Here is a 24,192-nt window from a genome sequence, read left to right as displayed (position 1 = left end):
GCGGGCACCGGGGTCAGGGGCGGACGCGCGGGGCGGACGCTACCGGTCGAGGGGTGCGGGCTGAGCCGGATGTCCCGTGTAGGCCGGCACCTGATGGATGTTCTGCTCGACCCAGGACCGGATGTGGGCGAGCGGGGCCGTCGCGCTGCGGCCGAGCTCGGTCAGCGAGTACTCGACGTGCAACGGTACGCCGGGGACGATGGTCCGCTCCACGAGGCCGCTCTCCTCCAGCTTCCGCAGCGTGCTCGTCAGGACCTTCGGGCTCACGCCCTCCAGGCGGCGCTTGACCTCGCCGAAGCGCAGCGTGCCGTCCTCGAGGGCGCCGATCGCGAGCGCCGTCCACTTGTTGGCGATGAGATCGAGCATGTCGCGGCACGGACACGCGGCGGCGTAGACGTCGTTGCGATCGCAGTCCGCTGCGTGGTTCTCGGTCGGTGCCTCATCCTTCACGATCGCCATGGTACCCGAAGGGAACCAAGTCCCCTTGCGGGTAACCACCACCCCCGGCGTACGCTCGCGACATGACCGAACAGATGCACGCCGTCGCGTACCGGAAGAACCTCCCCATCACCGATCCAGCGAGCCTCGAGGACATCGAGCTCCCCGTCCCGACCCTCCGACCGCACGACGTCCTCGTCCGCGTCGAGGCGGTGTCGGTGAACCCCGTCGACGTCAAGCAGCGGGCGGGTTCCGACCCCGGCGGCGAGTGGCGCGTGCTCGGCTATGACCAGGCCGGGACGGTCCAGGCGATCGGTGATGCCGTCACCCTGTTCGCGGTCGGCGACCGCGTCTACTCGGCGGGATCCATCGATCGGCAGGGGACCGATGCGGATCTCCACGCGGTCGACGAACGCATCGTCGGTCGCATGCCGGCATCGCTCGGGTTCGCGGAGGCCGCCGCGCTCCCGCTCACGAGCATCACGGCGTGGGAGGCGCTCTTCGACCGCTTCCGACTCACCGCGCAGAGCGACGACACCCTGCTCGTCCTCGGCGGTGCGGGCGGCGTCGGTTCCGCGATGATCCAGCTCGCGCGGGAACTCACGAACGTGACGATCATCGCGACGGCGTCGAGGCCCGAATCGGAGGCATGGGTCCGCGAGCTCGGTGCACACCATGTCGTCGACCACCACGGAGACCTCGTCGCCCAGCTCGCCGAGATCGCGCCACAGGGCGTCCGGTACGTCTTCACCCCGTTCTCCGCCGGGATGATCGACACCTTCGCTGCGATCGTCGCCCCGGGCGGCGAGATCACCGCGATCGACGAACCGGACGGACTCGACATCCGCCCGCTCAAATCGAAGAGCATCACGTGGCACTGGGAACTCATGTTCACGCGGGCGCTGTACGAGACGGACGACATGATCGAGCAGCATCGGCTCCTCGACCGCGTCGCAGAGCTCGTCGACGCCGGACGGTTCCGCACGACGCTCAGCACGACCCTGCACGGCCTCGACGCCGCGAACCTGCGGGAAGCGCATCGGCTCGTCGAATCGGGTCGCACGGTCGGCAAGGTCGTGGTCGCCCGCGAGTGAGTTCGGCGGCGCACTCGGGTGTTGCGGGTGCGCCATGGGCGGGTCCGGGCGGGTCGCTCTGTCCGCCACGAGCAGAATGTCGCATCGAAGTGTGGTCCGACGCCGGGGTTAGGGTGAAACCGATCAGCACGGACCCGGTTCCGAACAGGCGGGTCCCGTGGATGCGGGAAGGGGATCGGCATGTTGGTGCGGGAAGCTCTGGGAGACGTGCTGCGCTCGCTCCGGACCGATCAGGGACGCACGCTCCACGACGTCGCGAGTGACGCGAACGTGTCGACGCCCTACCTCTCCGAGCTGGAGCGGGGCCGCAAGGACGCCTCGTCGGAAGTGCTCGCGACCATCGCCGCCGCACTCCGTACCCGGCTCGACCTCGTGATGTTCGAGATCGCCGATCGCATCGAGTCCGGCGCAGAGGCGTCGCTCGACCTCGTCGGTGCCGGGGTCGGTGCCACGATCACCGGAGCCGATGCATCGCGCGGTCACCTCGTCGCGCTGCCGTCCGTGCCCGGCGAAGGTGCCGGCGACGAGCACACGCTCGCCGGGCCCGCCGAGGTCTCCGAGCTGGCGGAGCGTTCTGCTCCGAACGCCGCACTGCTCGCCGCATAGCCTCCGATCCGACCCCTTCTGCGGGAGGGTGTGTCCGGCGGAGGAGGCCCGTGTATACAGAGAGCCTCAAAAAGAGCTGAGGCGTGGCGCCCGGGCGGCGTTCTGTATACAATAGAGCGGTCAGAAGTCGCGAGGAGGTCCGAGTGCGAGCGAGTGATCGCGCCTACGGCACGCTCCGCGAGGAGATCATCGCCGGCCACCTCCGTCCCGGAACGGTCCTCGCCGAAGTCGAGCAGTCCACCCGCCTCGGCATCTCCAGGACCCCGCTCCGCGAAGCGCTCTCCCGGCTCAGCGCCGAAGGGCTCGTCGGTTCGACGCCCGGCCGCGGACTCGTCGTGACCGAGGTGTCGACCGACCGCATCGACGACCTCTTCCGCGTCCGCCGCGCACTCGAGGAACAAGCGGCGCGACTCGCGGCCGAGCGGCGCGACCCCGCGGTCTTCCGGGCGCTCGCCGCAGAGTTCGCCGATGCAGCGACCCTCCTCGCCGAAGATGATGCACGACACGACTACTACGAGCTCGTCAGCCGGTTCGACAGTGCGATCGATGCGGCCGCCGCCAATCCGTACCTGACGCAGGCGCTCGGGAACCTCCGCGCACACCTCGATCGGGTTCGCCGTCTGTCGCAGGACCGTCCCGCGCGCCTGCTCGCCGCGGCCGCCGAGCATCGCCTCATCGCCGAAGCCATCGCGGCCGGCGACGAGGAGCTCGCCGCCCACGCGACCCACGTCCACCTCCACCACAGCCTCAGCAGCATCCATGCCGTCCGCACTTCGACAAGCTCAGTGACCGGGTCCGGCTCAGTGACCGGGTCCGGCTCAGTGACCGGGTCCGGCTCAGTGACCGGGGTCGGCTCAGTGACCGGGGTCGGCTCAGTGACCGGGTCCGGCTCAGTGACCGGGGTCGACCCGGCGACCGGCACGAGCATCGCACAGTCCGCGTGAGCGGCCCGAAAGGAATCACCATGATCCAGCACCACCTGCGCGTCCACCGGAGCGACGAGAACCTCGCGAAGGAGGGCCAGCTCGCCTGGCAGCTCGCGCGCGTCGCGACCGACCCCGTCGAGGTGGCTCCGGAGGTCGTCGACATGATCATCAACCGGGTGATCGACAACGCGGCCGTCGCGGCGGCATCCCTCACTCGGAAGCCGGTCTCCTCGGCCAGAGCCCAAGCGCTCGCGCACCCCGTGAGCACGGGCGGCGACGGCTCGACGGTCTTCGGCCCGGACCAGGCACGCAGGGTCTCGCCGGAGTGGGCGGCCTGGGCCAACGGCGTCGCCGTCCGCGAGCTCGACTACCACGACACCTTCCTCGCGGCCGAGTACTCGCACCCGGGCGACAACATCCCGCCCATCGTCGCCGTCGCCCAGCACGTCGGCTCGACGGGCGCCGACCTCGTGCGCGGCATCGCGACCGGCTACGAGATCCAGATCGACCTCGTGAAGGCCATCAGCCTCCACGCCCACAAGATCGACCACGTCGCGCACCTCGGCCCGTCGGCCGCCGCCGGCATCGGCACGATGCTGCACCTCGACCAGGACACGATCTACCAGGCCATCGGCCAAGCCCTCCACACGACGACGGCCACACGCCAGTCCCGCAAGGGCGCCATTTCCACGTGGAAGGCGCACGCCCCCGCATTCGCCGGCAAGATGGCGGTCGAAGCCGTCGATCGGGCGATGCGCGGCGAGACGAGCCCGTCACCCATCTACGAGGGCGAGGACGGCGTCATCGCGTGGCTGCTCGACGGCCCCGACGCTTCTTACGAGGTGCCACTGCCCGGCGAGGGGGAGGCGAAGCTCGCGATACTCGACAGCTACACGAAAGAGCACTCGGCCGAGTACCAGGCGCAGGCATGGATCGACCTCGCGCGGAAGCTGCACAACGAGCACCCGGAGTTGCTCGCAGACGGCGCCGTGCAGAGCATCGTCATCCACACCTCGCACCACACGCACTACGTCATCGGCTCGGGGGCGAACGACCCGCAGAAGTACGACCCGACGGCGTCGCGCGAGACCCTCGACCACTCGATCCCGTACATCTTCGCCGTGGCGCTGCAGGACGGCGCGTGGCACCACGTCGACTCCTACACGCCCGAGCGCGCCGGCCGTCCGGACACCGTCGCCCTGTGGCACAGCATCACGACGGCCGAGGACCCGGAGTGGACGCGCCGCTACCACTCGATCGACCCGGCCGAGAAGGCCTTCGGCGGCCGCGTGGAGATCACGCTGACCGATGGCACGACGATCGTCGACGAGATCGCGGTGGCCGATGCGCATCCACTCGGCGCCCGCCCCTTCGCCCGTGCCGACTACATCGCGAAGTTCCGCGCCCTCGCCGCCGAGGTCCTCGAACCGGACGAGATCGAGCGTTTCCTGGGCCTCGCCGAGCGCCTTCCCGAACTGACGGCCGACGAGGTCGCCGCCCTCACCATCCAGGCCGCACCCGGTGTGCTGGCCGCCGCACCCCACCCGACGGGACTCTTCTGATGCTGTACTCGCAGACGACACCGGCCGACAAGCGTCGCGCCTTCCGTGAACGGCTCGCGACGGGCGAGCTGCTGCGCTTCCCCGGCGCGTTCAATCCGCTGTCCGCGCGCCTCATCGAGCAGAAGGGCTTCGACGGCGTGTACATCTCGGGCGCCGTGCTCGCCGCGGACCTCGGGCTCCCCGACATCGGGCTGACGACGCTCACCGAGGTCGCCGGCCGCGCGAAGCAGATCGCCCGCATGACCGAACTACCCGCGATCGTCGATGCCGACACCGGCTTCGGCGAGCCGATGAACGTGGCGCGCACCATCCAGGAACTCGAGGACGCGGGCCTCGCCGGCGCGCACATCGAGGACCAAGTGAACCCCAAGCGCTGCGGGCACCTCGACGGCAAGCAGGTCGTCGACGAGGGCACGGCGCTCGGCCGCATCCGGGCCGCTGTCGACGCACGCCGGGACCCGAACTTCCTCGTCATGGCGCGCACTGACATCGCCGCCGTCGACGGACTCGACGTCGCGATCGACCGGGCCAAGAAGCTCGTCGACGCCGGGGCGGACGCGATCTTCCCCGAAGCGATGCGGTCGCTCGAGGAGTTCGCGGCGATGCGCGCGGCCGTCGACGTGCCGATCCTCGCCAACATGACCGAGTTCGGCAAGAGCGAGCTGTTCACCTCGCAGCAGCTCGCAGACGTGGGCATCAACATCGTCATCTGGCCGGTGTCGTTGCTGCGGATCGCGATGGGGGCGGCCGGTCGGGCGCTCGACACCGTGACCGAGGAGGGATCGCTCACCTCGAAACTCGGAGAGATGCAGCATCGGGCCGATCTCTACGAACTGATCGACTACGAGGGCTACAACCGGTTCGACGGTTCGGTCTTCAACTTCACGGTCAACCGTTAGTCATCGCACCGTGAGACACTTCGACAAGCTCAGTGACCGGGGTTTCGGTCCCTGAGCCTGTCGAAGGGCGACAAGCTCAGTGACCGGGGTTTCGGTCCCTGAGCCTGTCGAAGGGCGACGAGCTCAGTGACCGGCCTGCTGGTCCCTGAGCCTGTCGAAGGGCACAGCATCATCAGCACGGATTCAGCAAAGGAGCAGACATGACGGGCACCGGCACCACGAACGCGACGAGCGACATCAAGAAGGGTCTCGCGGGGGTCGTCGTCGACGTCACCGCGGTCTCGAAGGTCAATCCGGAGACGAACTCGCTCCTCTACCGGGGCTACCCCGTGCAGGAGCTCGCCGCGCAGTGCAGTTTCCAGCAGGTCGCGTACCTGTTGTGGAACGGTGAACTGCCGAGCGATGAGCAGCTCGCGGCGTTCGAAGCAGACGAGCGCGGCCAGCGTGCGCTCGACGACAACGTCAAGGCCGCCATCGACCTGCTGCCCACCACGTGCCACCCGATGGACGTCGTGCGGACCGCGATCAGCGTCATCGGTGCGAACGATCCGGAGGCCGAGGACGCGAGCCCGGAATCCAACTCGCGCAAGTCCGTGAGTCTGTACGCGAAGCTGCCGGCGATCGTCGCCTACGACCAGCGCCGTCGTCGCGGCCAGGACGTCGTCCCGCCGCGCGACGACCTCGACTACAGCGCCAACTTCCTGTTCATGACCTTCGGTGAGGAAGCGGATCCCGTCGTCGTGGAGGCGTTCAACGTGTCGATGATCCTGTACGCGGAGCACTCCTTCAATGCGTCCACGTTCACGGCTCGGGTCATCACCTCGACGCTCGCCGACCTGTACTCGGCTGTCGTCGGTGCCGTCGGCGCGCTCAAGGGTGCGCTCCACGGTGGTGCGAACGAGGCCGTCATGCACGTGTTCGACGAGATCGGGACCGCAGACCACGCCGTCGAGTGGCTGGAGGCCGCGCTCGCCGAGAAGCGCAAGATCATGGGCTTCGGGCATCGCGTCTACAAGAACGGCGACTCGCGGGTTCCGACGATGCGCGCCTCGCTCGAGCGTCTCGCGGAGCACTACGACCGCCCCGACGTCCTGGAGCTGTACACGACGCTCGAGGACGCGATGGTGTCGCGCAAGAACATCAAGCCGAACCTCGACTATCCGTCGGGCCCCGCGTACAACCTCATCGGTTTCGACACCCCCACGTTCACGCCGCTCTTCGTGGCCTCGAGGGTCGTCGGTTGGACGGCGCACGTCGCCGAGCAGCTCGCATCGAACGCGCTCATCCGGCCGTTGTCGGAGTACGTCGGACCGGAGGAGCGGCACCTCGGCTGAGAGCCGCATCACAAGTCGCCACCAGGTGACGAAAAGCACGTCGGTTGTCCACCACGTGACGGATCTGAGGAGTACGCTGATGTACACGACACCAGCGACTCCACGAGAGGGAATCTCCCATGCCAGTACCGTCCGGTCAGCCGCAGTTCGAGCGTAAGTCCCTCCGGGAGACGGCGGCCGAGCAGATCAAAGCAGCGATCTTCGACGGCACGCTGAAGCCGGGTGAGAACCTCAACGATCAGGAGCTGCAGGACTGGCTCGGCGTGTCCCGCACCCCGATCCGCGAGGCGCTCAACGACCTCGCCCGCCTCGGTCTCATCGAGATGGCCCCGCAGCGCTACACCCGCGTCGCCCAGCCGTCGCCCGAAGACCGCGTGTACCTCCTGCAGACGCTCGGCGCCCTCGTCGGCGGCGTCGTTCGCGTGACCGTCCCCGCGCTCTCGAAGCAGCAGCGCACCGCCATCGTGAAGTCGATCGACGCCGCGATCGCGACGGTCGAGAAGCGCGACGCCGAAGCGCACGACCGCGTCTCCTGGGACATGATCGACGAGTTCGTCTCCTATTGCCCCAACGCCGTCCTCGTGACCGCGACCCGCGACATCGTCAACGGCCTGGCGTACCGACTGTCGGTCACGCGCACCGAGGCGACCGAGGAGTGGGACGCGCTCGACAGCGGCTACCCGGAACTGCGCGCGGCGATCCTCGCGGACGACGCCGTCGCTGCGGAACTCGCGGTCGAGCACGTCTTCCAGCTCTCCACGTCGCTCCCTGCCTGACGTCGCACGACTGACGCACCTCGTGACGTCGGGGCCCGGACCGGGCCCGTCCGACGTCGCCCTCTGGTGACCCGGGACAACGCCGGGGCATCGCATGCGGCAGCTGTTGTGCATCTTCGACAGTCGAGGTGAATCGGCGCGGCCTGCGGCGATAGCATCCGAGCCATGCATCTCATGTTCCGCACCCTGTGGTTGTTCTTCACGTCACGTCGTCGGCTGCGTCGCGGCGAGTCGATCGGGCACTGGGACGTCGGCCGGATCCGGGTTCGCGTCCTGCCGACGGATCTCGACTTCCTCCGCCACATGAACAACGGCGTGTACCTGTCGATCTTCGACCTGGGACGCTTCGACCTGCTCATCCGCAACGGGCTGTGGGACGAGTTCAACGCCCGCGGCTGGTATCCGGTCGTCTCGAGCGAGAGCATCACCTTCCGGAAATCGTTGCAGCTGTGGCAGCGATTCACGGTGGAGTCGCGGGTGACGGGGTACGACGACAAGGGCGTGTTCATCGAGCACCGGGCGGTCGTGGGCGGTGAGGTGTACACGCAGGCGCTCGTGCGCGGACGGTTCCTCAAGAAGTCCGGCGGGACGGTGTCGATCGCCGAGCTCCTCGAGGTCACGGGTCCGCCGCCCGCGGACGTGTCGGTCCCGGACTGGCAGAAGCAGTGGGCGGTCGACGTCGCGCTCCCGCCCACGAAGGCCCCGGCCCCCTCCGACTGGTAGCCCTCCCTCACCTTCTGCCGAGGGGTCGCAACGTGCGGGTGCGGACGACGCCGACCCGCACTTTGCGACCCCTCGGCAGAAGAGGTGCGGTGGGTGGGGTGGGTGGGGTGGGTGGGATGTCGGAGGGCGGACGTAGGGTGAGAGGGATGTCAATCCTGTCGATCCGAACCGAAGCTGGCGCCGACGGGGCGGGCGCCGCGACGCCGAGGGGGCGCGAGCGAGCCGACGGCGCGAGCACGCGGTACCGGCCCGCCGAGCCGATCGACGTCCACACGACCCTGCAGCTGATCGCGAGGGGCGGCGACGGACCCTGCTTCCGCCGGACGCCGACGGGCGTGTGGCTCACGATGCGCACGCCCTCGGGCGGCGCGACCCTGCACGTCGGCCTGTGGTCGGCGGGTGGGATCGAGGCGACCGCGTGGGGGCCGGGCGCAGAATGGGCGATCGACGGCGTTCCAGCGCTCCTCGGAGCCCACGACGACTGGACGGACCTCGACGTCTCGACGAGTCCGCTCCTCTCCGAAGTCCTCCGACGCAACCCCGGGCTCCGTCTGAGCCGCAACCGGCTCGTGTTCGAGATGCTCGTCCCCGCCGTGCTCGAGCAGAAGGTCACCGCGCTCGAAGCCTGGCGCGCATGGCGGCAACTCGTGCGCACGCACGGCGAACCGGCTCCCGGACCCGCGCCGGAGGGCATGGTCGTCGCACCCGGCGCAGAGACCTGGCGCATGATCCCGAGCTGGGAGTGGCACACGGCCGGTGTCGGCCCGCAGCGCTCCGAGACCGTGGTCCGCGCGTCCCGCCTCGCCGACGCCATCGAGCGCACCATCGACGAACCGCCCGCCGAGGCGTCGCGTCGGCTCCGCAGCCTGCCCGGCATCGGCGTGTGGACGGCAGCGGAGGTCGCGTTGCGCGCGCACGGCGATCCCGATGCGGTGAGCGTCGGCGACTACCACCTGGCGTCGTCGGTCGGGGTGGCGCTCACGGGCGCTCCCGTGGACGACGACGCGATGCTCGAACTCCTCGCGCCCTGGGCCGGCCACCGTCAGCGGGTGCTACGACTCATCGGCCGGAGCGGCATCCACAAGCCGAGGCGCGGGCCGAAGATCACGATCCAGGATCACCGGCGGCACTGAGGCGGCTCACACTTCGACAAGCTCAGTGACCGGGGTGCTTCGACAGGCTCAGTGACCGGCGTGCTTCGACAGGCTCAGTGACCGCGGTGCTTCGACAGGCTCAGTGACCGGACTGGCGGTTCACGAAGGGGTCTCCCGGGCTGCACCGAATAGTCTGGGACCATGGCGAACGTTCCGGACGATGCGTCCCCCGAAGTGACCGGGCTCGAGCACCGGGCGATCGCGCTCGCGAGCCGATGGGTGGACGAAGGATCCAAGGCTCCGACGGACCCCGCCGCCCAGCGTCTCGCGGACGTCCTCCGCGACCCTGACGGGCTGGCCTTCACGGTGGGCTTCGTCGACGGCGTCATGCGCCCGGAGGACCACTTCGTCGCCGGCACGAACCTCGCAGCCGTCGCCCGACTCACCCCGAGCTTCCTTCCGTGGCACCTGCGGTTCGCGATCCGCGCGGGCGGCGTCATCGGCCCCGTCGTGCCGTGGGCGGTCGTCCCGATCGCGCGGTACGTGCTGCGGCGGATGGTCGGGCACCTCGTCGTCGACGCCAGGCCGGACCGCCTGGGGGCCGCGATGACGGCGCTCCGGGCAGACGGGTCCCGCCTCAACCTCAACCTCCTCGGCGAGGCCGTGCTGGGGGAGGCGGAAGCCGCCAAGCGCCTCGCCGGCGTGCGGACCCTCATCGAACGCCCCGATGTCGACTACGTGTCCGTCAAGGTGTCGTCGATCGCGAGCCAGCTGTCCATGTGGTCGTTCGACGAAGCCGTCGCCCGTATCGTGGAGCGCCTCACACCCGTGGTCGAGGAGGCGATGTCGTCCGGCACGTTCATCAACCTCGACATGGAGGAGTACCGCGACCTCGACCTCACGATCGCCGTGTTCACGACGCTGCTGGACCAGCCGCGGCTGCGCGACGCCGAGGCCGGCATCGTCCTGCAGGCGTACCTGCCGGACGCGCTCGAAGCACTCATGCAGCTCACCGCATGGTCGAAGCACCGGGTGGCCGGCGGAGGCGCCCCGATCAAGGTGCGCCTCGTGAAGGGCGCGAACCTCGCGATGGAGCACGTCGACGCCGCGCTCCACGGCTGGCCGCTCGCCACCACGGCCTCGAAGCTCGAAACCGACACCAACTACAAGCGGGTCCTGCAGTGGGCGCTCACGCCCGAGCACACGGCGGCCGTCCGGATCGGCGTCGCGGGACACAACCTGTTCGACATCGCCTACGCCTGGTTGCTCGCGAACGACCGCAGAGTGACGGATCGCGTCGACTTCGAGATGCTGCTCGGCATGGCGACGGGGCAGGTCGAGGCCATCAAACGCGAGGTCGGGCAGGTGCTGCTCTACACGCCCGTGGTCGACCCCAAGGAGTTCGACGTCGCGATCGCGTACCTCGTGCGGCGTCTCGAGGAGAACGCGAGCCACGAGAACTTCATGTCGGCCGTGTTCGAGCTGTCGTCGAAGCCGACGCTCTTCGCGCGTGAACGCCGCCGATTCCTCGCCTCCGTGGAGGCGTTGCGTGAGACGTACGGCGAGGTGCCGACCCCGAACCGCACGCAGGATCGATTGTCGGAGGAGATCGAACCGGTGCGGTTCGATGGCGATGATCGCTTCCGTGACCCCGTCGCGGAGGACGAGGCGGAGGACCTCACCAAGCAGGTGCTCGACCTCGACCGCGGCTCGCACTCCGACGGCGTCCTGACCTCGACGGGGTTCGTCGAGACGGCCGTGTTCTCGCGCTCCGAGCGCGGTGGGATCCTCGACGGTGCTGTCGGTTTCGCGAACACGCCCGACACCGATCCGTCGCTCGCCCGCAACCGCGAATGGGCGGGCGCGCTGCTTCGGCGTGTGCCCGGCTCCACGCTCGGCACGGCGGTCATCGACGCGGCGGTCGTCACCGACCAGGCGGTTCTCGACCGCACGATCACGTCGGTCATCGCGGCAGGGGCCCGCTGGGGCGCTCGTCCGGCCGCGGACCGCGCGACCGTCCTCCAGGCCGCGGCCAGGAAGATCGCGTCCCGCCGCACCCAGCTCATCGAGGTCATGGCGAGCGAGACCGGCAAGACGATCGCCGAGGGCGACCCGGAGGTCAGCGAGGCCGTCGACTTCGCCAACTACTACGCGGCCAGGGCGCGCGAACTCGACGAGATGCGGGGGGCGCGGTTCGTGCCGTCGCGCCTGACCGTCATCGCACCGCCGTGGAACTTCCCCGTCGCGATCCCGGCCGGCGGCATCCTCGCCGCGCTCGCCGCCGGTAGCGGCGTCATCGTGAAGCCGGCCCCGCAGGCCCGGCGGAGCGCCGCCGTGCTCGTGGAGGCGCTCTGGGACGCCGGAGTCCCGCGCGATGTCCTGGCACTCGTCGACGTCGCCGAGGACGGCCTCGGTCAGCACCTCGTGACCCATCCCGCCGTCGATCGTGTGATCCTCACGGGTTCGTTCGACACGGCTGCACTGTTCCGCAGCTGGCGGCCCGAGCTGCCGCTCCTGGCGGAGACGAGTGGCAAGAACGCGATCATCGTCACCCCGAGCGCCGATCTCGACCTCGCGGTCGCGGACATCGTCCAGAGCGCGTTCGGACATGCCGGGCAGAAGTGCTCGGCGGCGTCGCTCGTGATCCTCGTCGGATCCGTCGCCCGCTCCGAACGCTTCCTGCGTCAGCTCGCCGACGCGGTCCGGTCGATTCGTGTCGGATGGCCGTCAGACCCCGCCGCCCGCATGGGTCCGATCATCGAACCGGCCGGTCCCAAGCTCCTCTCCGGGTTCACCGAGCTGCGCCTCGGCGAGCACTGGCTCGTCGAGCCGACGCTCCTCGACGACTCGTCCGTGACCGGCGGCGAGCCGAGCGGACGCCTGTGGTCGCCCGGTGTGCGCACGGGCGTGCAGCAGGGATCGCCGTTCCACCTGACGGAGTACTTCGGTCCGATCCTCGGTGTGATGCACGTGCCGACGCTCGCCGAGGCGATCACCGCCCAGAACGCGACCCCGTACGGCCTCGCCGCCGGGCTGCACACGCTCGACCACACGGACCTCGCCGAGTGGCTCGACGCCGTCCAGGCGGGCAACCTGTACGTCAACCGCGGGATCACGGGTGCGATCGTGCAGCGGCAGCCGTTCGGCGGCTGGAAGCGGTCATCGGTCGGCGCCGGCGCGAAGGCGGGCGGTCCCAACTATCTCATCGGGCTCGGCGACTGGCTTCCGGATCCGGGATCCGCGAGTCGCACCCTGCATTTGCGCGGGCTCGACACGCGCATCGCCAAGCTCATCGAAGCCGCGCAGCCCTCGCTCACCTACGAGGCGTTCGACGTCCTGCGACGATCCGCGCTGAGCGACGCGATCGTGTGGGGCACGGAGTACGGCGAGGTGCGCGACGTCTCCCAGCTCGGGGTCGAGCGCAATCTCTTCCGATACCGGCCGGTCCCCGTCTCGGTCCGCATGGCCGCCGGCGCCGATCTGGGCGACGCGCTCCGTGTGCTCATCGCCGCGGTCCGATCGCGTTCACGCTTCACCGTGAGCCTCGGCGGGCGACTGCCCCGTGAGGTGCGTGACTGGTTGAGCGAACTCCAGATCCCCGTCTCGCTCGAGACCGACGAGCAGTGGATCGCACGGATGGCCGCACGCGCGTCGATCGATGTCGGCGACGGTGCCGAGCAGGTGCCGTTCGCGCCGCGCGTCCGCATCGTCGGGCCTCGTCGCGAGCCCGTGTTCGACGACGTCGTCTCCGGGTCGGACACCATCTTCGTGGATGCCTCCGCCGTCCCCGCGACACTGCGTCCTGCGGCCGAACCGCTCGCCGCTCGTCTCGCCGAGGCGCTCGGCGGCGACCCGGAGATCGCGATCTACGCCGGCCCCGTCACCCAGTCGGGCCGGGTGGAGCTCCTGCCGTTCCTCCACGAACAGGCGATCGCGATCACCGCGCACCGCTTCGGGACGCCGACAACCTGGACTCAGGGCGTCATCTGACCCTGTGCTGACGGCGCTGTGCTGACGGCCCTGTGCTGACGGCGCTGTGTTGATGACCCTGTGCTGACGGCCCTGTACTGATGGGGCTCCGGGCACGGGGCTCAGCGGAGGGCGGCCTCGACGAGCGCGAGCGCATCGGCCGGGGAGACTCCCAGCTGACGGATGCGGTCCGCGAACGCCACTGCTGCCTGCTGCGCATGGCGCTCCGTGGCATCGCCGTGTGCGGAGATGAACGTCCCGGCGCGACCACGGGTCTCGATGACCTCGTCCGTTTCGAGGGCGCGGTACGCCTTCGCGACCGTGTTGGGTGCGATCCCGAGCTCGTCGGCCAGTCCGCGGACGGTCGGGAGTTTGGCGCCCGCCGCGAGGCTGCCGTCGCGAACCGCTTCGATGACCTGGGTGCGCAACTGTTCGAAGACGGCGACGGTGCCGGTCTGGTCGATCGTGAAGTCCATGCTTCGAGGGTACTGGGCCGGTGAGGTGAGGCTTCCGGTTGTTCTGGGTGCCCGGGAACAACCGGAAGCCTCACCTCGGCGGAATGTGGGGGTGGGGTGGGGTGGGATCAGTCGACGTGTCGGTGGATCAGGCGGGTGAGGACGATCGCGCTCCGCGTGTGGTCCACATTGGGGGCGACGCGCACCTTCTCGAGGGCGTCTTCGAGCGCAGGGATGTTGCGCGCACGCATGTGGACGATGGCGTCGGCGCTTCCGGTGACTGTTCCCGCGTCGACGACCTCCGGCACTCCGGAGAGGATGCGGAGCAGTTCGCTGGGGGAAACGGTTCCGCGGCAGAAGAGTTCGACGTAGGCTTCTGTCTGCATGCCGTCCACGGTGGGGTCCACCTGGATGGTGAAGGACTGGATGACGCCGTCGGCGACGAGGCGGTCGACCCGGCGTTTCACCGCGGATGCCGACAACCCCACCACCGAACCGATGTCGCCGTAGCCGGCTCGGGAGTTCTGTCGGAGGAGGTCGATGATGCCGCGGTCGAGGTTGTCCATGATCACCAGTCTACGCTCATTTCTTGCGTAGTTCACGGCTAATACGCAGCTTTCTTGCGCGCTCTCTCATGAAAACGCTTCGATCGGCGTGTAACACTGGCAACGGCGTGCCCCTCGGGGCCAAGGACCTGGTCCGCCCGAGCAGCCCTCCTGGAGGACGACATGTCATCGACGACCGACACCGCCGAATCCGCCCCCGACGTGACTCCGGGCATCGCCCCGGAAACCGTCGCGGCGCCCGATCGCAGCGCGAGCGCCCGCAGGTACCTCATGTGCCGACCGGACCGTTTCACGGTGAGCTATCGCATCAACCCCTGGATGCATCCGGAGGACCCGACCGACACCTCACTCGCGGTGCGGCAGTGGGAGTCCCTGCAGGAGGCGTACCGCACGCTCGGCCACACGCTCGAGCTCATCGATCCGCGGGACGGCCTCCCGGACATGGTCTTCGCGGCGAACGGCGGGTTCACGCTCGACGGCGTCGCCTACGGGGCGCGGTTCGCCCATCCGGAGCGCGCTGCCGAGGGTCCCGCGTACATGGACTGGTTCCGCGAGGCGGGCTTCCGGGTCGTCGAACCCGAATTCGTCAACGAGGGCGAGGGTGACATCATGCTCGTCGGCGGCACGATCCTCGCCGGCACCGGATTCCGCACCGATCCGCGCAGCCACGACGAGGTGCGTCGCATCTACGACCGAGAGGTCGTGAGCCTCACGCTCGTCAACCCGAACTTCTACCACCTGGACACGGCCATCTCGGTGCTCGATCCGCTGACCGACGACGCCGACGCGAACATCGCCTACCTTCCAGAGGCCTTCGGCGAGGAGGGCAACCGGATCCTCGAGGAACGCTATCCGGACGCCATCAGGGTGAGCGCGGAGGATGCGGCGGTGCTGGGTCTCAACTCGATCTCCGACGGTCGCAACGTCGTCATCGCGGCACGCGCGACGGGCTTCGAGGCGCAACTGCGGGAACGCGGGTACAACCCGATCGGCGTCGACCTGTCCGAGCTGCTGCTCGGCGGCGGCGGAGTGAAGTGCTGCACGCTGGAGCTCCGAGTATGAGCGGCAAGGTGCGGACGGGCTCCGCGACGCACGCTCCGATGAACATCGGGTCCGCCACGGACCGCGAAGCGGGAACCGGCGGCTTCATCGCCCTCGAGGACGAGCACGCGGCCCACAACTACCACCCGCTGCCCGTCGTCGTCGCGTCGGGTGAAGGCGCTTGGGTGACCGATGTCGACGGCAGGCGATACCTCGACTGCCTCGCCGCGTACTCCGCGGTGAACTTCGGCCACTCGAACGAGGTGCTGCTCGATGCCGCCCGCGCGCAACTCGGGCGGATCACCCTCACGAGCCGTGCGTTCCACAACGACCAGCTGGGGCCGTTCGTGACCGAACTGGCCGCGCTCGCCGGCAAGGACATGGTCCTCCCGATGAACACGGGCGCCGAGGCGGTCGAGTCCGGCATCAAGGTGGCCCGCGCGTGGGGCTATCGGGTGAAGGGGGTGCCGGACGGGCTCGCGAACATCGTTGTGGCCGCCGGGAACTTCCACGGTCGCACGACGACGATCATCAGCTTCTCCGACGACGAGTCGGCGCGCGCCGGCTTCGGTCCGTTCACCCCCGGGTTCCGAACCGTGCCGTTCGGTGACGCCGAGGCGCTCGAAGCGGCGATCGACGAGAACACGGTCGCCGTGCTCATCGAACCGATCCAGGGCGAGGCCGGCATCATCGTGCCGCCCGCCGACTACCTCCCGGCCGTGCGCGAGGTCTGCACGAGGCGGAACGTCCTCTTCATCGCGGACGAGATCCAGTCGGGGCTCGGTCGGACCGGCGCCACATTCGCCTGCGACCTCGTCGACGTGGTGCCGGACGTCTACCTGCTCGGCAAGGCGCTCGGCGGCGGCATCGTGCCGGTGTCCGCCGTGGTGGCGAACCGGGACGTGCTCGGGGTCCTGCACCCCGGAGAACACGGCTCGACCTTCGGCGGCAACCCGCTCGCGGCCGCCGTGGGCCGGGCCGTGGTGGGGATGCTCGCGACGGGTGATCCGCAGGAACGTGCCCGCGAACTCGGTGCCGTCCTGCGCGCTCGGCTCGACGCGCTCGTCGGGCACGGGGTCGTCGCGGTGCGTGGGGCCGGGCTCTGGGCCGGCATCGACATCGATCCCGCGAAGGGCACGGGGCGTGAGGTGTGCGAACGGCTCATGGAACGTGGGCTCCTCGCGAAGGACACGCACGGGTCGACCATCCGCCTCGCCCCGCCCATCGTGATCTCCGAGGCAGACGTGCACTGGGCCGTCGACCAGTTGGAGGCCGTGCTGCGCGGGTGATGCCTTCTCGGCGGGTTCGTGGCCCTTCGACAGGCTCAGGGGCCGGCGACGGGCTCAGGGACCGGAGACCGGCTCAGGCACCGGCGGTGAAAACCTAGCACGCGTTCGGTTTTGCGTGCTACCATCGTTCCACCGTCGGCGAGCGACGGGACGGACGATGCGGTCCCGGTGGGATCGCGATGGAGGACCTGCGATGACTGCTGCCGACCAGACCAGAAGCGAACCGACCACGGGCGACGCACCGGCTCCCGCGCACCCGAAGACGGCGTCGCTCACGCTCGAGGAGAAGGCGTCACTGACGAGCGGCGCGGACTTCTGGAGCACGAAGGCCGTCGAGCGCGTCGGCGTTCCCTCCTGGTATCTGACCGACGGCCCGCACGGCGTCCGCAAGCAGGTGCAGGGCGGGGACCACTTGGGCCTCCTCGACAGCGTGCCGGCCACGTGCTTCCCACCCGCCGTCGCGCTCGGGTCCACGTGGGACCCCGAACTCCTCGAACGTGTCGGCGCGGCGCTCGGCGAAGAGGCGAAGGCGGAGGGCGTCGCCGTCCTCCTCGGCCCCGGCATCAACATCAAACGCTCCCCGCTGTGCGGCCGCAACTTCGAGTACCTCTCCGAGGACCCCATCGTGAGCGGGGTGCTCGGCAGCGCGCTCGTCCGGGGCCTCCAGGGGCAGGGCGTCGGCACATCGCTCAAGCACTTCGCCGCCAACAACCAGGAAGCCGATCGGATGCGCGTGAGCGCCGACATCGACGAGCGTCCGCTGCGCGAGATCTACCTGCGCGCGTTCCAGCGGGTCGTCACCGACGAGCAGCCGTGGACCGTCATGTGCTCCTACAACCGCATCAACGGCGTGTCCGCCGCCGAGAACCCGTGGCTCCTCACGGACGTGCTGCGCGGCGAGTGGGGCTTCGACGGCGTCGTCGTCTCGGACTGGGGCGCCGTCGCGCACCGGGTGCCGGCACTCGCGGCCGGGCTCGACCTCGAGATGCCGTACTCGGGCGGCCGGACCGATGCGGCCGTCGTCACTGCGGTCCAGGACGGCTCGCTCGACGAGTCCGTGCTCGACACCGCCGTGGACCGGCTCCTGCGCCTCACCGATCGTGCGGTCGCCGCCGCCGACGACACCGCGAGCTACGACCCGGACGCCCACCATGCGCTCGCCCGTGAGGCCGCGGGCCGCAGCATCGTCCTGCTCCGCAACGAAGGAGGCGTCCTGCCGCTCGCCGGCGCGGCGGCCGCTGACGCGAGTGATGGCGACATCGCGGTCATCGGCGAGTTCGCCCGCACGCCCCGGTACCAGGGTGCAGGCAGTTCGCAGATCAACCCGACGAAGCTCGATGCGGCGCTCGACGCCATCCGCGACGCTGCGGGCGGCCGCACGGTCCGTTTCGCACCCGGTTTCACGATTGGCGAGTCCACGCCGGGCCACGTCGTGGGCGACGACACTGCGCTCGCAGCAGAGGCCGTCACCGCGGCCCGAGGTGCATCCGTCGTCCTCCTCTTCCTCGGCCTTCCTGGTGAGGAGGAGTCGGAGGGCTTCGACCGGGAGCACCTCGAACTCCCGGCCGCTCAGACCGAGCTCCTCGACGCGGTGCTCGCCGTGAACGCCAACGTGGTCGTCGTCCTCGCCAATGGAGGCGTCGTCCGCGTGTCCGGCTGGGCGGACCGCGTCCCCGCGATCGTCGAGGGCTGGCTCCTCGGGCAGGCGGGCGGCGGCGCGCTCGCCGACGTGCTGTTCGGCGCGGTGAACCCCTCCGGGCGTCTCGCGGAGAGCATCCCGTTGCGCATCGAGGACACGGCCGCGTACCTGGACTTCCCGGGCGAGTTCGGGCACGTCCGCTACGGCGAGGGGCTCTTCGTCGGCTACCGGCACTTCGACGCGCGTGACATCGCGGTGAGCTACCCGTTCGGCCACGGCCTCTCCTACACGACGTTCGCGTACGGCGATGCAGCGGCGCAGCTCGACGAAGCGGCCGGCGTCGTCCGGGTGGTCGTCCCCGTGACCAACACGGGATCGGTCGCCGGGCGCGAGATCGTCCAGGTGTACGGATCGGTCGCGGCATCGGCCTTCGCCCGACCCGTCCGGGAGCTCAAGGGGTTCCAAGCGGTCGACCTCGAGCCGGGGGAGGGCCGCGACGTCGTCGTGGACGTCCGTCTCGCCGATCTCGCCGTCTTCCACCCGCTCGCCGGTCGCTGGGTCGTCGAGCGGGGCGTGTACGGCTTCGCGGTCGGGGCTTCCTCTCGAGACCTGCGCACGGCTGCCGACGTCGAGTTGGCCGGTGATGAACCCATCCTCCCGCTGGACGCGGAGTCGACGATCGGCGAATGGCTCGCGCACCCCGTCGGCGGAGCGGTCCTCGGCCAGGCCATGCAGGCCGCGGCCGGTGCGGGGGACGAGGCCGGGATGTTCGGCGATCCGGCGATCGTCAAGATGATGGCGTCGATGCCGCTCGGTCGCGTCGCGTCGTTCCCCGGCAGCCCCATCACGGAGGACGGTGTCGCGCAGCTCGTCGCTGCGGCCAACGGCTCGTAGACGGTCGGTCCCTCAGACACTTCGACGAGCTCAGTGACCGGATCCGATCACTGAGCCTGTCGAAGGGTCCCACTTCGACGAGCTGCGACCCGAATCCGGGCGCAGAAAACGCGCCGTCCACCACGGTGAACCGGAGGCGTCCGGATCGGGCCTACCATCTGAACGTCCTCCGGTTCATGGCATTCGCACAGCTGTCGTACAGACTGATGGCGTGTCATGAGCTGTGAGCGATTCGCGAGGCAACGAGGTGGGTGGGCCGACGGCCGTACTCGACCGAACCATCCCCCGGACACCCACGACAGCGTGGGGCGCCGCCCGCAGCCTGCCGATCCGGATGCTCGTCCTCTTGGGCATCCTGGGCGTCGCAGTGTCCGCGACCGGCTCGTGGATCCCGTCCCTGTGGGGCGATGAAGCGGCGAGCATCATGTCGGCGGAACGCTCCTGGGAGTCGCTCGGCCGCATGCTCAGCACCGTCGACGCCGTCCACGGGCTCTACTATGCGATCCTCCACGTCTGGATCGACCTCTTCGGCGCATCGCCGTTCTCGGTCCGGTTCCCGAGCGCCATCGCCATCGGCATCGCGACCATGGGCGTCGCGCTCCTCGCCACGAAACTCGCCGGACGCACCGTCGGGCTCGTCGCAGCGGGCGTGTTCATCATCCTGCCGCGCGTGACCTACATGGGCATGGAGGCTCGCTCCTACGCCATGACGATCGCGCTCGTCGTCTGGCTCATGGTCGCGTTCATCGCTCTGGTCTCCGCGCGTGAACGACGGATCATGCCGTGGGTCGCCTTCGGGGCGCTGTTCGCCCTCGCCTGTTCACTCTTCATCTACTCGAGCCTCTTCATCCTCGTCTTCGGGGTCGTTGCGCTGGTGATGCGGACCGACCGCCAGACGTGGTTGCGCGCCGGCATCGCGTTGGGATCGGGCGCGTTCATCGCTCTGCCCGTCGTGATCATCTCCTACCTGGAGCGTGAGCAGATCGCCTTCCTCGCGAGCCGGTCCAGCTTCAACGTCGTCGGGATCTTCGTGAGCCCCTGGTTCGACAACAAGCCGCTCGCGATCATCTCGTGGACCCTCATCGTGGCCGGCGCCGTGATCGGGGCGGTCGTCCTGCTGCGTCACCGCGCCGGACGCGTGCAGCCGTCGAAGCTCGTCGCACTGTTCCGTCCCGCGGCGAGGCGCCTCCCGTCGCTGCTCGTCGTCGGCCTCGCCTGGCTCGTCATCCCCACGGTGCTGCTCGCGATCGGCGACCGCTTCACACCGCTCTACTCGCCGCGCTACCTCTCCTTCACAGCACCGGCCGTCGCGATCCTCATCGCCGTCGGCATCGTCGCGATCGCGCGGACGGTGCGCGCGAAGTGGCTCGTCCCGGTCCTCGCCGCCGCCGTGCTCGCCGCGGCGATCCCCACCTGGGTGGGACAGCGGGAGCCGTTCGCGAAGAACGGCGGAACCGACTGGGCGTCCGTCGCATCTGTCATCGCCAAGCAGGCGAAGCCCGGTCAGGCGATCGTCTTCGACGACAACACGCGGGCGTCGCGGAAGCCTCGCCTCGCGAAGTACATGTACCCGGAGGCGTTCGCGGGCCTCGTCGATGTGGGTCTCGTCACGCCGTTCCAGGACACCGACGGGCTGTGGGACGTCGCGGTTCCCGCCGCGGACTCGACCGATCTGGTCGACGGGTACGACACCGTGTGGCTCTCGATCGCGACGCCGTCGTTCACGAAGACCCCCGAGCAGCAGGCGGAGATCCTCCCGGCCTTCGAAGCAGCGGGGTTCAGCATCGCGCACGAAGTGCATCTGCACCGGACGGTACTCTATGAAATGACTCGAGGATAGGACGCATGACAAGTACCACGGTGGTCATCATCCCCACCTACAACGAACGTGAGAACGTCGAGCGGATCGTGGCACGGGTTCGCGTCGCGACTCCTGACGTCGACGTTCTGATCGTCGACGACAACTCGCCGGACGGCACCGGGGCGATCGCGGACGGCCTCGCGGCCGCGGACCCCGCCGTGTCCGTTGTGCATCGGGCAGGTAAGGAAGGTCTCGGGGCCGCGTACAAGGCAGGCTTCGCGTGGGGCCTCGAACGCGGATACACGACGCTCGTCGAGATGGACGCGGACGGATCGCACGCACCGGAAGAGCTCCCAGCGCTCCTCGCCGCGTCCGATGGCGCCGACGTCGTGCTCGGTTCACGGTGGGTGCCAGGCGGATCGGTCGTCAACTGGCCGGCGCACCGCAAAGCCATCTCCCGGACCGGGAGCAGCTACGCCCGCGTGGTGCTCGGCATCCCCGTCAAGGACATCACGGGCGGCTACCGGGTGTTCTCGGCCGACGCGCTCGATCGCATCCGGCTCGACAGCGTGCACAGCCACGGCTACGGCTTTCAAGTCGACATGCTCTGGCACGCCTATACAGAGGGCCTCCGCATCGTCGAAGTGCCCATCACCTTCACCGAGCGCGTCTACGGCACGTCGAAGATGTCCACGGGCATCGTCGTCGAGGCCATGATCCGCGTCACCGGATGGGGCTTGCGCGGCCTTCCGGCCCGGTTCGGGCGGCAGAGCACCTCGACTGCGCCGATCGCCACCAAAGCGGACTAGCGCGGCTGCGGCTGCGGCTCTCGCGGCATCGGCTGCCCGTGCTGCTGCAGGCGACGCCGTGTCCGTTCAGTCCGCCGCGGTCCCCGAGGAGATGACGGGGGCGGCGCCGATGAGCGCGTCGTTCTCGACGGCGTCGAGGAGGTAGTCGGCGACATCGGTCCGACTGATGCGGATCGAGGTCGGCCAGTGACCGGCCTGCACGGCGACGACCGGGCGACGACGAGTGCTCGGTGAGAGGACCGTCGGGCGGACGATCGTCCAGTCGAGGCCGGAGCTGCGGAGATCCGCATCCGCGTGGGCGTGGTCACGGTAGACCGTGCCGAGGTGCATGATCCTGGTCGCCCAGCGCAGGGGGGCCGGGACGCTGCCGATGGAGTCTCCCGAACCGAGGGCGGACAGCAGGACGACCCGGCGGATGCCGCGGGAGCGCATCGTGTCGGTGAGGGTCTGGACGGATGCGGTGACGAGATCGGGCGGGCTCGTCTCGGCGCTGCCGTTGCTGAGGGCGACGATGACGGCCTGCGCTCCACGGCTGGCGGCGTCGACCGCTTCAGGATCGAGCGGCGATCCCTCCACGACCGTGAGTCGTTCGCCTGGCACGACCCGGCCGGCGTCGCGGACGAGCGCCGTGACCGAGTGACCGCGGCGGAGCGCTTCCTCGAGGACGAGGCGCCCGGTGCGGCCGCTGCCGCCGAGCACGAGAAGATGTGCCAAGACGCTCCTTTCCTGGGGTGCGAGCACAGGCACATTCGGTGCTGGGACTGCCGATCGACACTGCTCCTTCCATCGTCGTCGAGGCCGGGGCGCTGGTCATCGGGGGAAACCCTCACCCGTGGAATCGATCTCACCGCCGCCAACGCCGAAACCTCCGTTCTCGTGCAATACAGCCCTTCTCGAGGGCACGTCTTGCACGAAAACGGAGGTTTCGGGGTGGGGAGTGTGCGGCTAGGCCTTCGCGGCGACCGCGGGCTTGCGTGCCGCGGGCTTCCGGGCCGGCGCAGCGACGGCGGCGAGCGTCTCGGCGGTCGGCTGCAGGGTCGTGAAGCGCGAGAGCTGCGTGACGTGACGCGGCTCGAGCTCCTCGAGGGACGAGACGCCGAGGAGCTTCATCGTGCGCGTGATCTCCGAGGACAGGATCTGGATCGTACGGTCCACACCCTCGCGGCCACCGGCCATGAGGCCGTACAGGTACGCGCGGCCGATGAAGGTGAACCGAGCGCCCAAGGCGACGGAAGCGACGACATCGGCGCCGTTCATGATGCCCGTGTCGAGGTGGACCTCTGCGTCCTTGCCGATCTCGCGGACGACGTGCGGGAGCAGGTGGAACGGGATCGGGGCGCGGTCGAGCTGACGGCCGCCGTGGTTCGAGAGCTGCACGGCGTCGGCGCCGAGGTCGACGGCGAGCTTCGCGTCGGCGACGGACTGGACGCCCTTGACGATGAGCTTGCCCTTCCACTGCTCACGGATGTACTTCACCTCGTCGGGCCCGACCGTCGGATCGAACATCGTGTCGATGAGCGCCGCGACGGTGCCGGACCAGCGGTCGAGGCTCGCGAACGCGAGGGGCTCGGTCGTGAGGAAGTTGATCCACCAGGCCGGACGGGGGAGCGCGTCGATGATGGTCTTCGGGGTGAGCGACGGCGGAATCGTCATGCCGTTGCGGACGTCGCGCAGGCGTGCACCGCCGACGGGGGTGTCGACCGTGACGACGAGGGTGTCGTAGCCGGCCGCCGCGGCGCGATCGACGAGGGCCATCGACCGCTCGCGCTCGCTCCACATGTAGAGCTGGAACCAGTTGCGTCCGCCCGGGGCTGCTGCCTGCACATCCTCGATCGAGGTCGTGCCCATGGTGGACAGGGTGAAGGGGATGCCGGCCGCGGCGGCTGCGGACGCACCGGCGCGCTCGCCCTCCGTCTGCATCATGCGGGTGAAACCGGTCGGGGCGATGCCGAACGGCAGCGCGACCCGCTCGCCGAGGACGTCCCAGCCGGTGTCGACGTGGGCCACGTTCTTGAGCACGCTCGGGTGGAACTCGATGTCCTGGAACGCCTGGCGTGCGCGGGCGAGCGAGATCTCGCCCTCGGCCGCGCCATCGGTGTAGTCGAAGGGGGCGGTGGGCGTGATGCGCTTGGCGATCGTGCGGAGGTCCGCGATCGTCGTGGCTGCCGCGAGTCGACGCTTCCGCGCGTTGAACTCGGGCTTCTTGAACTGCATGAGCGGCAGCAGATCGTGCAGCTTCGGTACTCGACGTTCGATGGCCATCTTCTCTGACTTTCT

20 protein-coding genes are annotated in these 24,192 nt (G+C 69.4%); 15 read left to right on the top strand and 5 right to left on the bottom strand.

Going from position 1 to position 24,192, the window contains the following annotated elements; all coding sequences use genetic code 11:
• Nucleotides 1-39: 39 nt before the first annotated feature.
• A complete protein-coding gene (locus ACQ3HB_RS01685) occupies nucleotides 40-450 on the bottom strand; it encodes a winged helix-turn-helix transcriptional regulator (RefSeq protein ID WP_430917140.1) in 411 nt (136 codons plus the stop codon).
• 71 nt (nucleotides 451-521) lie between these two features.
• Here ACQ3HB_RS01685 and ACQ3HB_RS01680 point away from each other — a divergent pair, with 71 nt between their 5' ends.
• From ACQ3HB_RS01680 to ACQ3HB_RS01635, 10 genes are all read left to right on the top strand, one after another.
• On the top strand, nucleotides 522-1,532 hold the full coding sequence (locus tag ACQ3HB_RS01680) for a zinc-binding alcohol dehydrogenase family protein (protein ID WP_430917138.1): 1,011 nt from the start codon (nucleotides 522-524) through the stop codon (nucleotides 1,530-1,532).
• Between the two features lie 180 nt (nucleotides 1,533-1,712).
• Nucleotides 1,713-2,138, top strand: a complete 426-nt coding sequence (locus tag ACQ3HB_RS01675) for a helix-turn-helix domain-containing protein (protein ID WP_430917136.1) — start codon at nucleotides 1,713-1,715, stop codon at nucleotides 2,136-2,138.
• 143 nt (nucleotides 2,139-2,281) lie between these two features.
• A complete protein-coding gene (locus tag ACQ3HB_RS01670; protein WP_430917134.1) occupies nucleotides 2,282-3,082 on the top strand; it encodes a GntR family transcriptional regulator in 801 nt (266 codons plus the stop codon).
• Between the two features lie 20 nt (nucleotides 3,083-3,102).
• Nucleotides 3,103-4,626: an MmgE/PrpD family protein gene (locus ACQ3HB_RS01665; protein WP_430917133.1), complete on the top strand. Its 1,524-nt coding sequence runs from the start codon at nucleotides 3,103-3,105 to the stop codon at nucleotides 4,624-4,626.
• Entirely contained in the window at nucleotides 4,626-5,525 is a 900-nt protein-coding gene (gene prpB / locus ACQ3HB_RS01660; RefSeq protein WP_430917131.1) for a methylisocitrate lyase, read from the top strand. Before ACQ3HB_RS01665 ends, prpB begins: the two co-directional genes overlap by 1 nt.
• A gap of 200 nt (nucleotides 5,526-5,725) precedes the next feature.
• Nucleotides 5,726-6,859 carry a bifunctional 2-methylcitrate synthase/citrate synthase gene (locus tag ACQ3HB_RS01655; protein ID WP_430917129.1) on the top strand — a complete coding sequence of 378 codons (1,134 nt, stop codon included), beginning with the start codon at nucleotides 5,726-5,728 and terminating at the stop codon, nucleotides 6,857-6,859.
• A gap of 119 nt (nucleotides 6,860-6,978) precedes the next feature.
• Nucleotides 6,979-7,635, top strand: coding sequence for a GntR family transcriptional regulator (locus tag ACQ3HB_RS01650; protein WP_430917128.1), 657 nt, complete (start codon nucleotides 6,979-6,981; stop codon nucleotides 7,633-7,635).
• A 165-nt stretch (nucleotides 7,636-7,800) separates the two neighbouring features.
• Nucleotides 7,801-8,358, top strand: a complete 558-nt coding sequence (locus ACQ3HB_RS01645; RefSeq protein ID WP_430917126.1) for an acyl-CoA thioesterase — start codon at nucleotides 7,801-7,803, stop codon at nucleotides 8,356-8,358.
• Nucleotides 8,359-8,504: 146 nt separating this feature from the next.
• Nucleotides 8,505-9,491, top strand: a complete 987-nt coding sequence (locus ACQ3HB_RS01640) for a DNA-3-methyladenine glycosylase family protein (protein WP_430917125.1) — start codon at nucleotides 8,505-8,507, stop codon at nucleotides 9,489-9,491.
• A 162-nt stretch (nucleotides 9,492-9,653) separates the two neighbouring features.
• Nucleotides 9,654-13,442 (top strand): proline dehydrogenase family protein, encoded by a 3,789-nt coding sequence (locus ACQ3HB_RS01635; protein ID WP_430917123.1) that lies wholly within the window; start codon nucleotides 9,654-9,656, stop codon nucleotides 13,440-13,442.
• A 101-nt stretch (nucleotides 13,443-13,543) separates the two neighbouring features.
• Here ACQ3HB_RS01635 and ACQ3HB_RS01630 read toward each other — a convergent pair whose 3' ends face one another.
• Nucleotides 13,544-13,897 carry a GntR family transcriptional regulator gene (locus ACQ3HB_RS01630; protein WP_430917121.1) on the bottom strand — a complete coding sequence of 118 codons (354 nt, stop codon included), beginning with the start codon at nucleotides 13,895-13,897 and terminating at the stop codon, nucleotides 13,544-13,546.
• Between the two features lie 107 nt (nucleotides 13,898-14,004).
• Nucleotides 14,005-14,442, bottom strand: a complete 438-nt coding sequence (locus ACQ3HB_RS01625) for an Lrp/AsnC family transcriptional regulator (RefSeq protein ID WP_422781892.1) — start codon at nucleotides 14,440-14,442, stop codon at nucleotides 14,005-14,007.
• 162 nt (nucleotides 14,443-14,604) lie between these two features.
• On the opposite strand from ACQ3HB_RS01625, the gene ddaH reads away from it, so the two are divergent.
• From ddaH to ACQ3HB_RS01600, 5 genes are all read left to right on the top strand, one after another.
• Nucleotides 14,605-15,504: a dimethylargininase gene (gene ddaH, locus ACQ3HB_RS01620; protein ID WP_430917119.1), complete on the top strand. Its 900-nt coding sequence runs from the start codon at nucleotides 14,605-14,607 to the stop codon at nucleotides 15,502-15,504.
• A 38-nt stretch (nucleotides 15,505-15,542) separates the two neighbouring features.
• Nucleotides 15,543-16,772 (top strand): ornithine--oxo-acid transaminase, encoded by a 1,230-nt coding sequence (rocD, locus tag ACQ3HB_RS01615; protein WP_430917750.1) that lies wholly within the window; start codon nucleotides 15,543-15,545, stop codon nucleotides 16,770-16,772.
• A gap of 193 nt (nucleotides 16,773-16,965) precedes the next feature.
• Nucleotides 16,966-19,305: a glycoside hydrolase family 3 C-terminal domain-containing protein gene (locus tag ACQ3HB_RS01610; RefSeq protein WP_430917118.1), complete on the top strand. Its 2,340-nt coding sequence runs from the start codon at nucleotides 16,966-16,968 to the stop codon at nucleotides 19,303-19,305.
• A gap of 223 nt (nucleotides 19,306-19,528) precedes the next feature.
• On the top strand, nucleotides 19,529-21,145 hold the full coding sequence (locus ACQ3HB_RS01605; RefSeq protein ID WP_430917116.1) for a glycosyltransferase family 39 protein: 1,617 nt from the start codon (nucleotides 19,529-19,531) through the stop codon (nucleotides 21,143-21,145).
• 5 nt (nucleotides 21,146-21,150) lie between these two features.
• Nucleotides 21,151-21,915, top strand: a complete 765-nt coding sequence (locus tag ACQ3HB_RS01600) for a polyprenol monophosphomannose synthase (RefSeq protein WP_430917115.1) — start codon at nucleotides 21,151-21,153, stop codon at nucleotides 21,913-21,915.
• Between the two features lie 66 nt (nucleotides 21,916-21,981).
• Here the strand turns inward: ACQ3HB_RS01600 and ACQ3HB_RS01595 are convergent, their stop codons facing one another.
• Both ACQ3HB_RS01595 and ACQ3HB_RS01590 read right to left on the bottom strand, forming a co-directional pair.
• On the bottom strand, nucleotides 21,982-22,629 hold the full coding sequence (locus ACQ3HB_RS01595) for an NAD(P)-dependent oxidoreductase (protein ID WP_430917114.1): 648 nt from the start codon (nucleotides 22,627-22,629) through the stop codon (nucleotides 21,982-21,984).
• A gap of 231 nt (nucleotides 22,630-22,860) precedes the next feature.
• Nucleotides 22,861-24,177 (bottom strand): alpha-hydroxy acid oxidase, encoded by a 1,317-nt coding sequence (locus ACQ3HB_RS01590; RefSeq protein ID WP_430917112.1) that lies wholly within the window; start codon nucleotides 24,175-24,177, stop codon nucleotides 22,861-22,863.
• Nucleotides 24,178-24,192 lie beyond the last annotated feature (15 nt).

The sequence above is a fragment of the Plantibacter lichenum genome, from assembly GCF_050587525.1.
Lineage (GTDB): Bacteria > Actinomycetota > Actinomycetes > Actinomycetales > Microbacteriaceae > Plantibacter.
The sequence above is the reverse complement of the archived record's forward strand: the minus strand, read 5'-3'. Positions and strand labels throughout refer to the sequence as shown.

Excerpts from the sequence above, each read along its gene's own strand:
- prpB (WP_430917131.1), top strand. The coding sequence starts at position 4,626 with ATGCTGTACTCGCAGACGACACCGGCCGACAAGCGTCGCGCCTTCCGT.
- ACQ3HB_RS01655 (WP_430917129.1), top strand. The coding sequence starts at position 5,726 with ATGACGGGCACCGGCACCACGAACGCGACGAGCGACATCAAGAAGGGT.
- ddaH (WP_430917119.1), top strand. The coding sequence starts at position 14,605 with ATGTCATCGACGACCGACACCGCCGAATCCGCCCCCGACGTGACTCCG.
- rocD (WP_430917750.1), top strand. The coding sequence starts at position 15,543 with ATGAACATCGGGTCCGCCACGGACCGCGAAGCGGGAACCGGCGGCTTC.
- ACQ3HB_RS01590 (WP_430917112.1), bottom strand. The coding sequence starts at position 24,177 with ATGGCCATCGAACGTCGAGTACCGAAGCTGCACGATCTGCTGCCGCTC.
- ACQ3HB_RS01665 (WP_430917133.1), top strand. The coding sequence starts at position 3,103 with ATGATCCAGCACCACCTGCGCGTCCACCGGAGCGACGAGAACCTCGCG.
- ACQ3HB_RS01645 (WP_430917126.1), top strand. The coding sequence starts at position 7,801 with ATGCATCTCATGTTCCGCACCCTGTGGTTGTTCTTCACGTCACGTCGT.
- ACQ3HB_RS01630 (WP_430917121.1), bottom strand. The coding sequence starts at position 13,897 with ATGGACTTCACGATCGACCAGACCGGCACCGTCGCCGTCTTCGAACAG.
- ACQ3HB_RS01635 (WP_430917123.1), top strand. The coding sequence starts at position 9,654 with ATGGCGAACGTTCCGGACGATGCGTCCCCCGAAGTGACCGGGCTCGAG.
- ACQ3HB_RS01610 (WP_430917118.1), top strand. The coding sequence starts at position 16,966 with ATGACTGCTGCCGACCAGACCAGAAGCGAACCGACCACGGGCGACGCA.
- ACQ3HB_RS01625 (WP_422781892.1), bottom strand. The coding sequence starts at position 14,442 with ATGGACAACCTCGACCGCGGCATCATCGACCTCCTCCGACAGAACTCC.
- ACQ3HB_RS01680 (WP_430917138.1), top strand. The coding sequence starts at position 522 with ATGACCGAACAGATGCACGCCGTCGCGTACCGGAAGAACCTCCCCATC.
- ACQ3HB_RS01675 (WP_430917136.1), top strand. The coding sequence starts at position 1,713 with ATGTTGGTGCGGGAAGCTCTGGGAGACGTGCTGCGCTCGCTCCGGACC.
- ACQ3HB_RS01650 (WP_430917128.1), top strand. The coding sequence starts at position 6,979 with ATGCCAGTACCGTCCGGTCAGCCGCAGTTCGAGCGTAAGTCCCTCCGG.
- ACQ3HB_RS01640 (WP_430917125.1), top strand. The coding sequence starts at position 8,505 with ATGTCAATCCTGTCGATCCGAACCGAAGCTGGCGCCGACGGGGCGGGC.
- ACQ3HB_RS01600 (WP_430917115.1), top strand. The coding sequence starts at position 21,151 with ATGACAAGTACCACGGTGGTCATCATCCCCACCTACAACGAACGTGAG.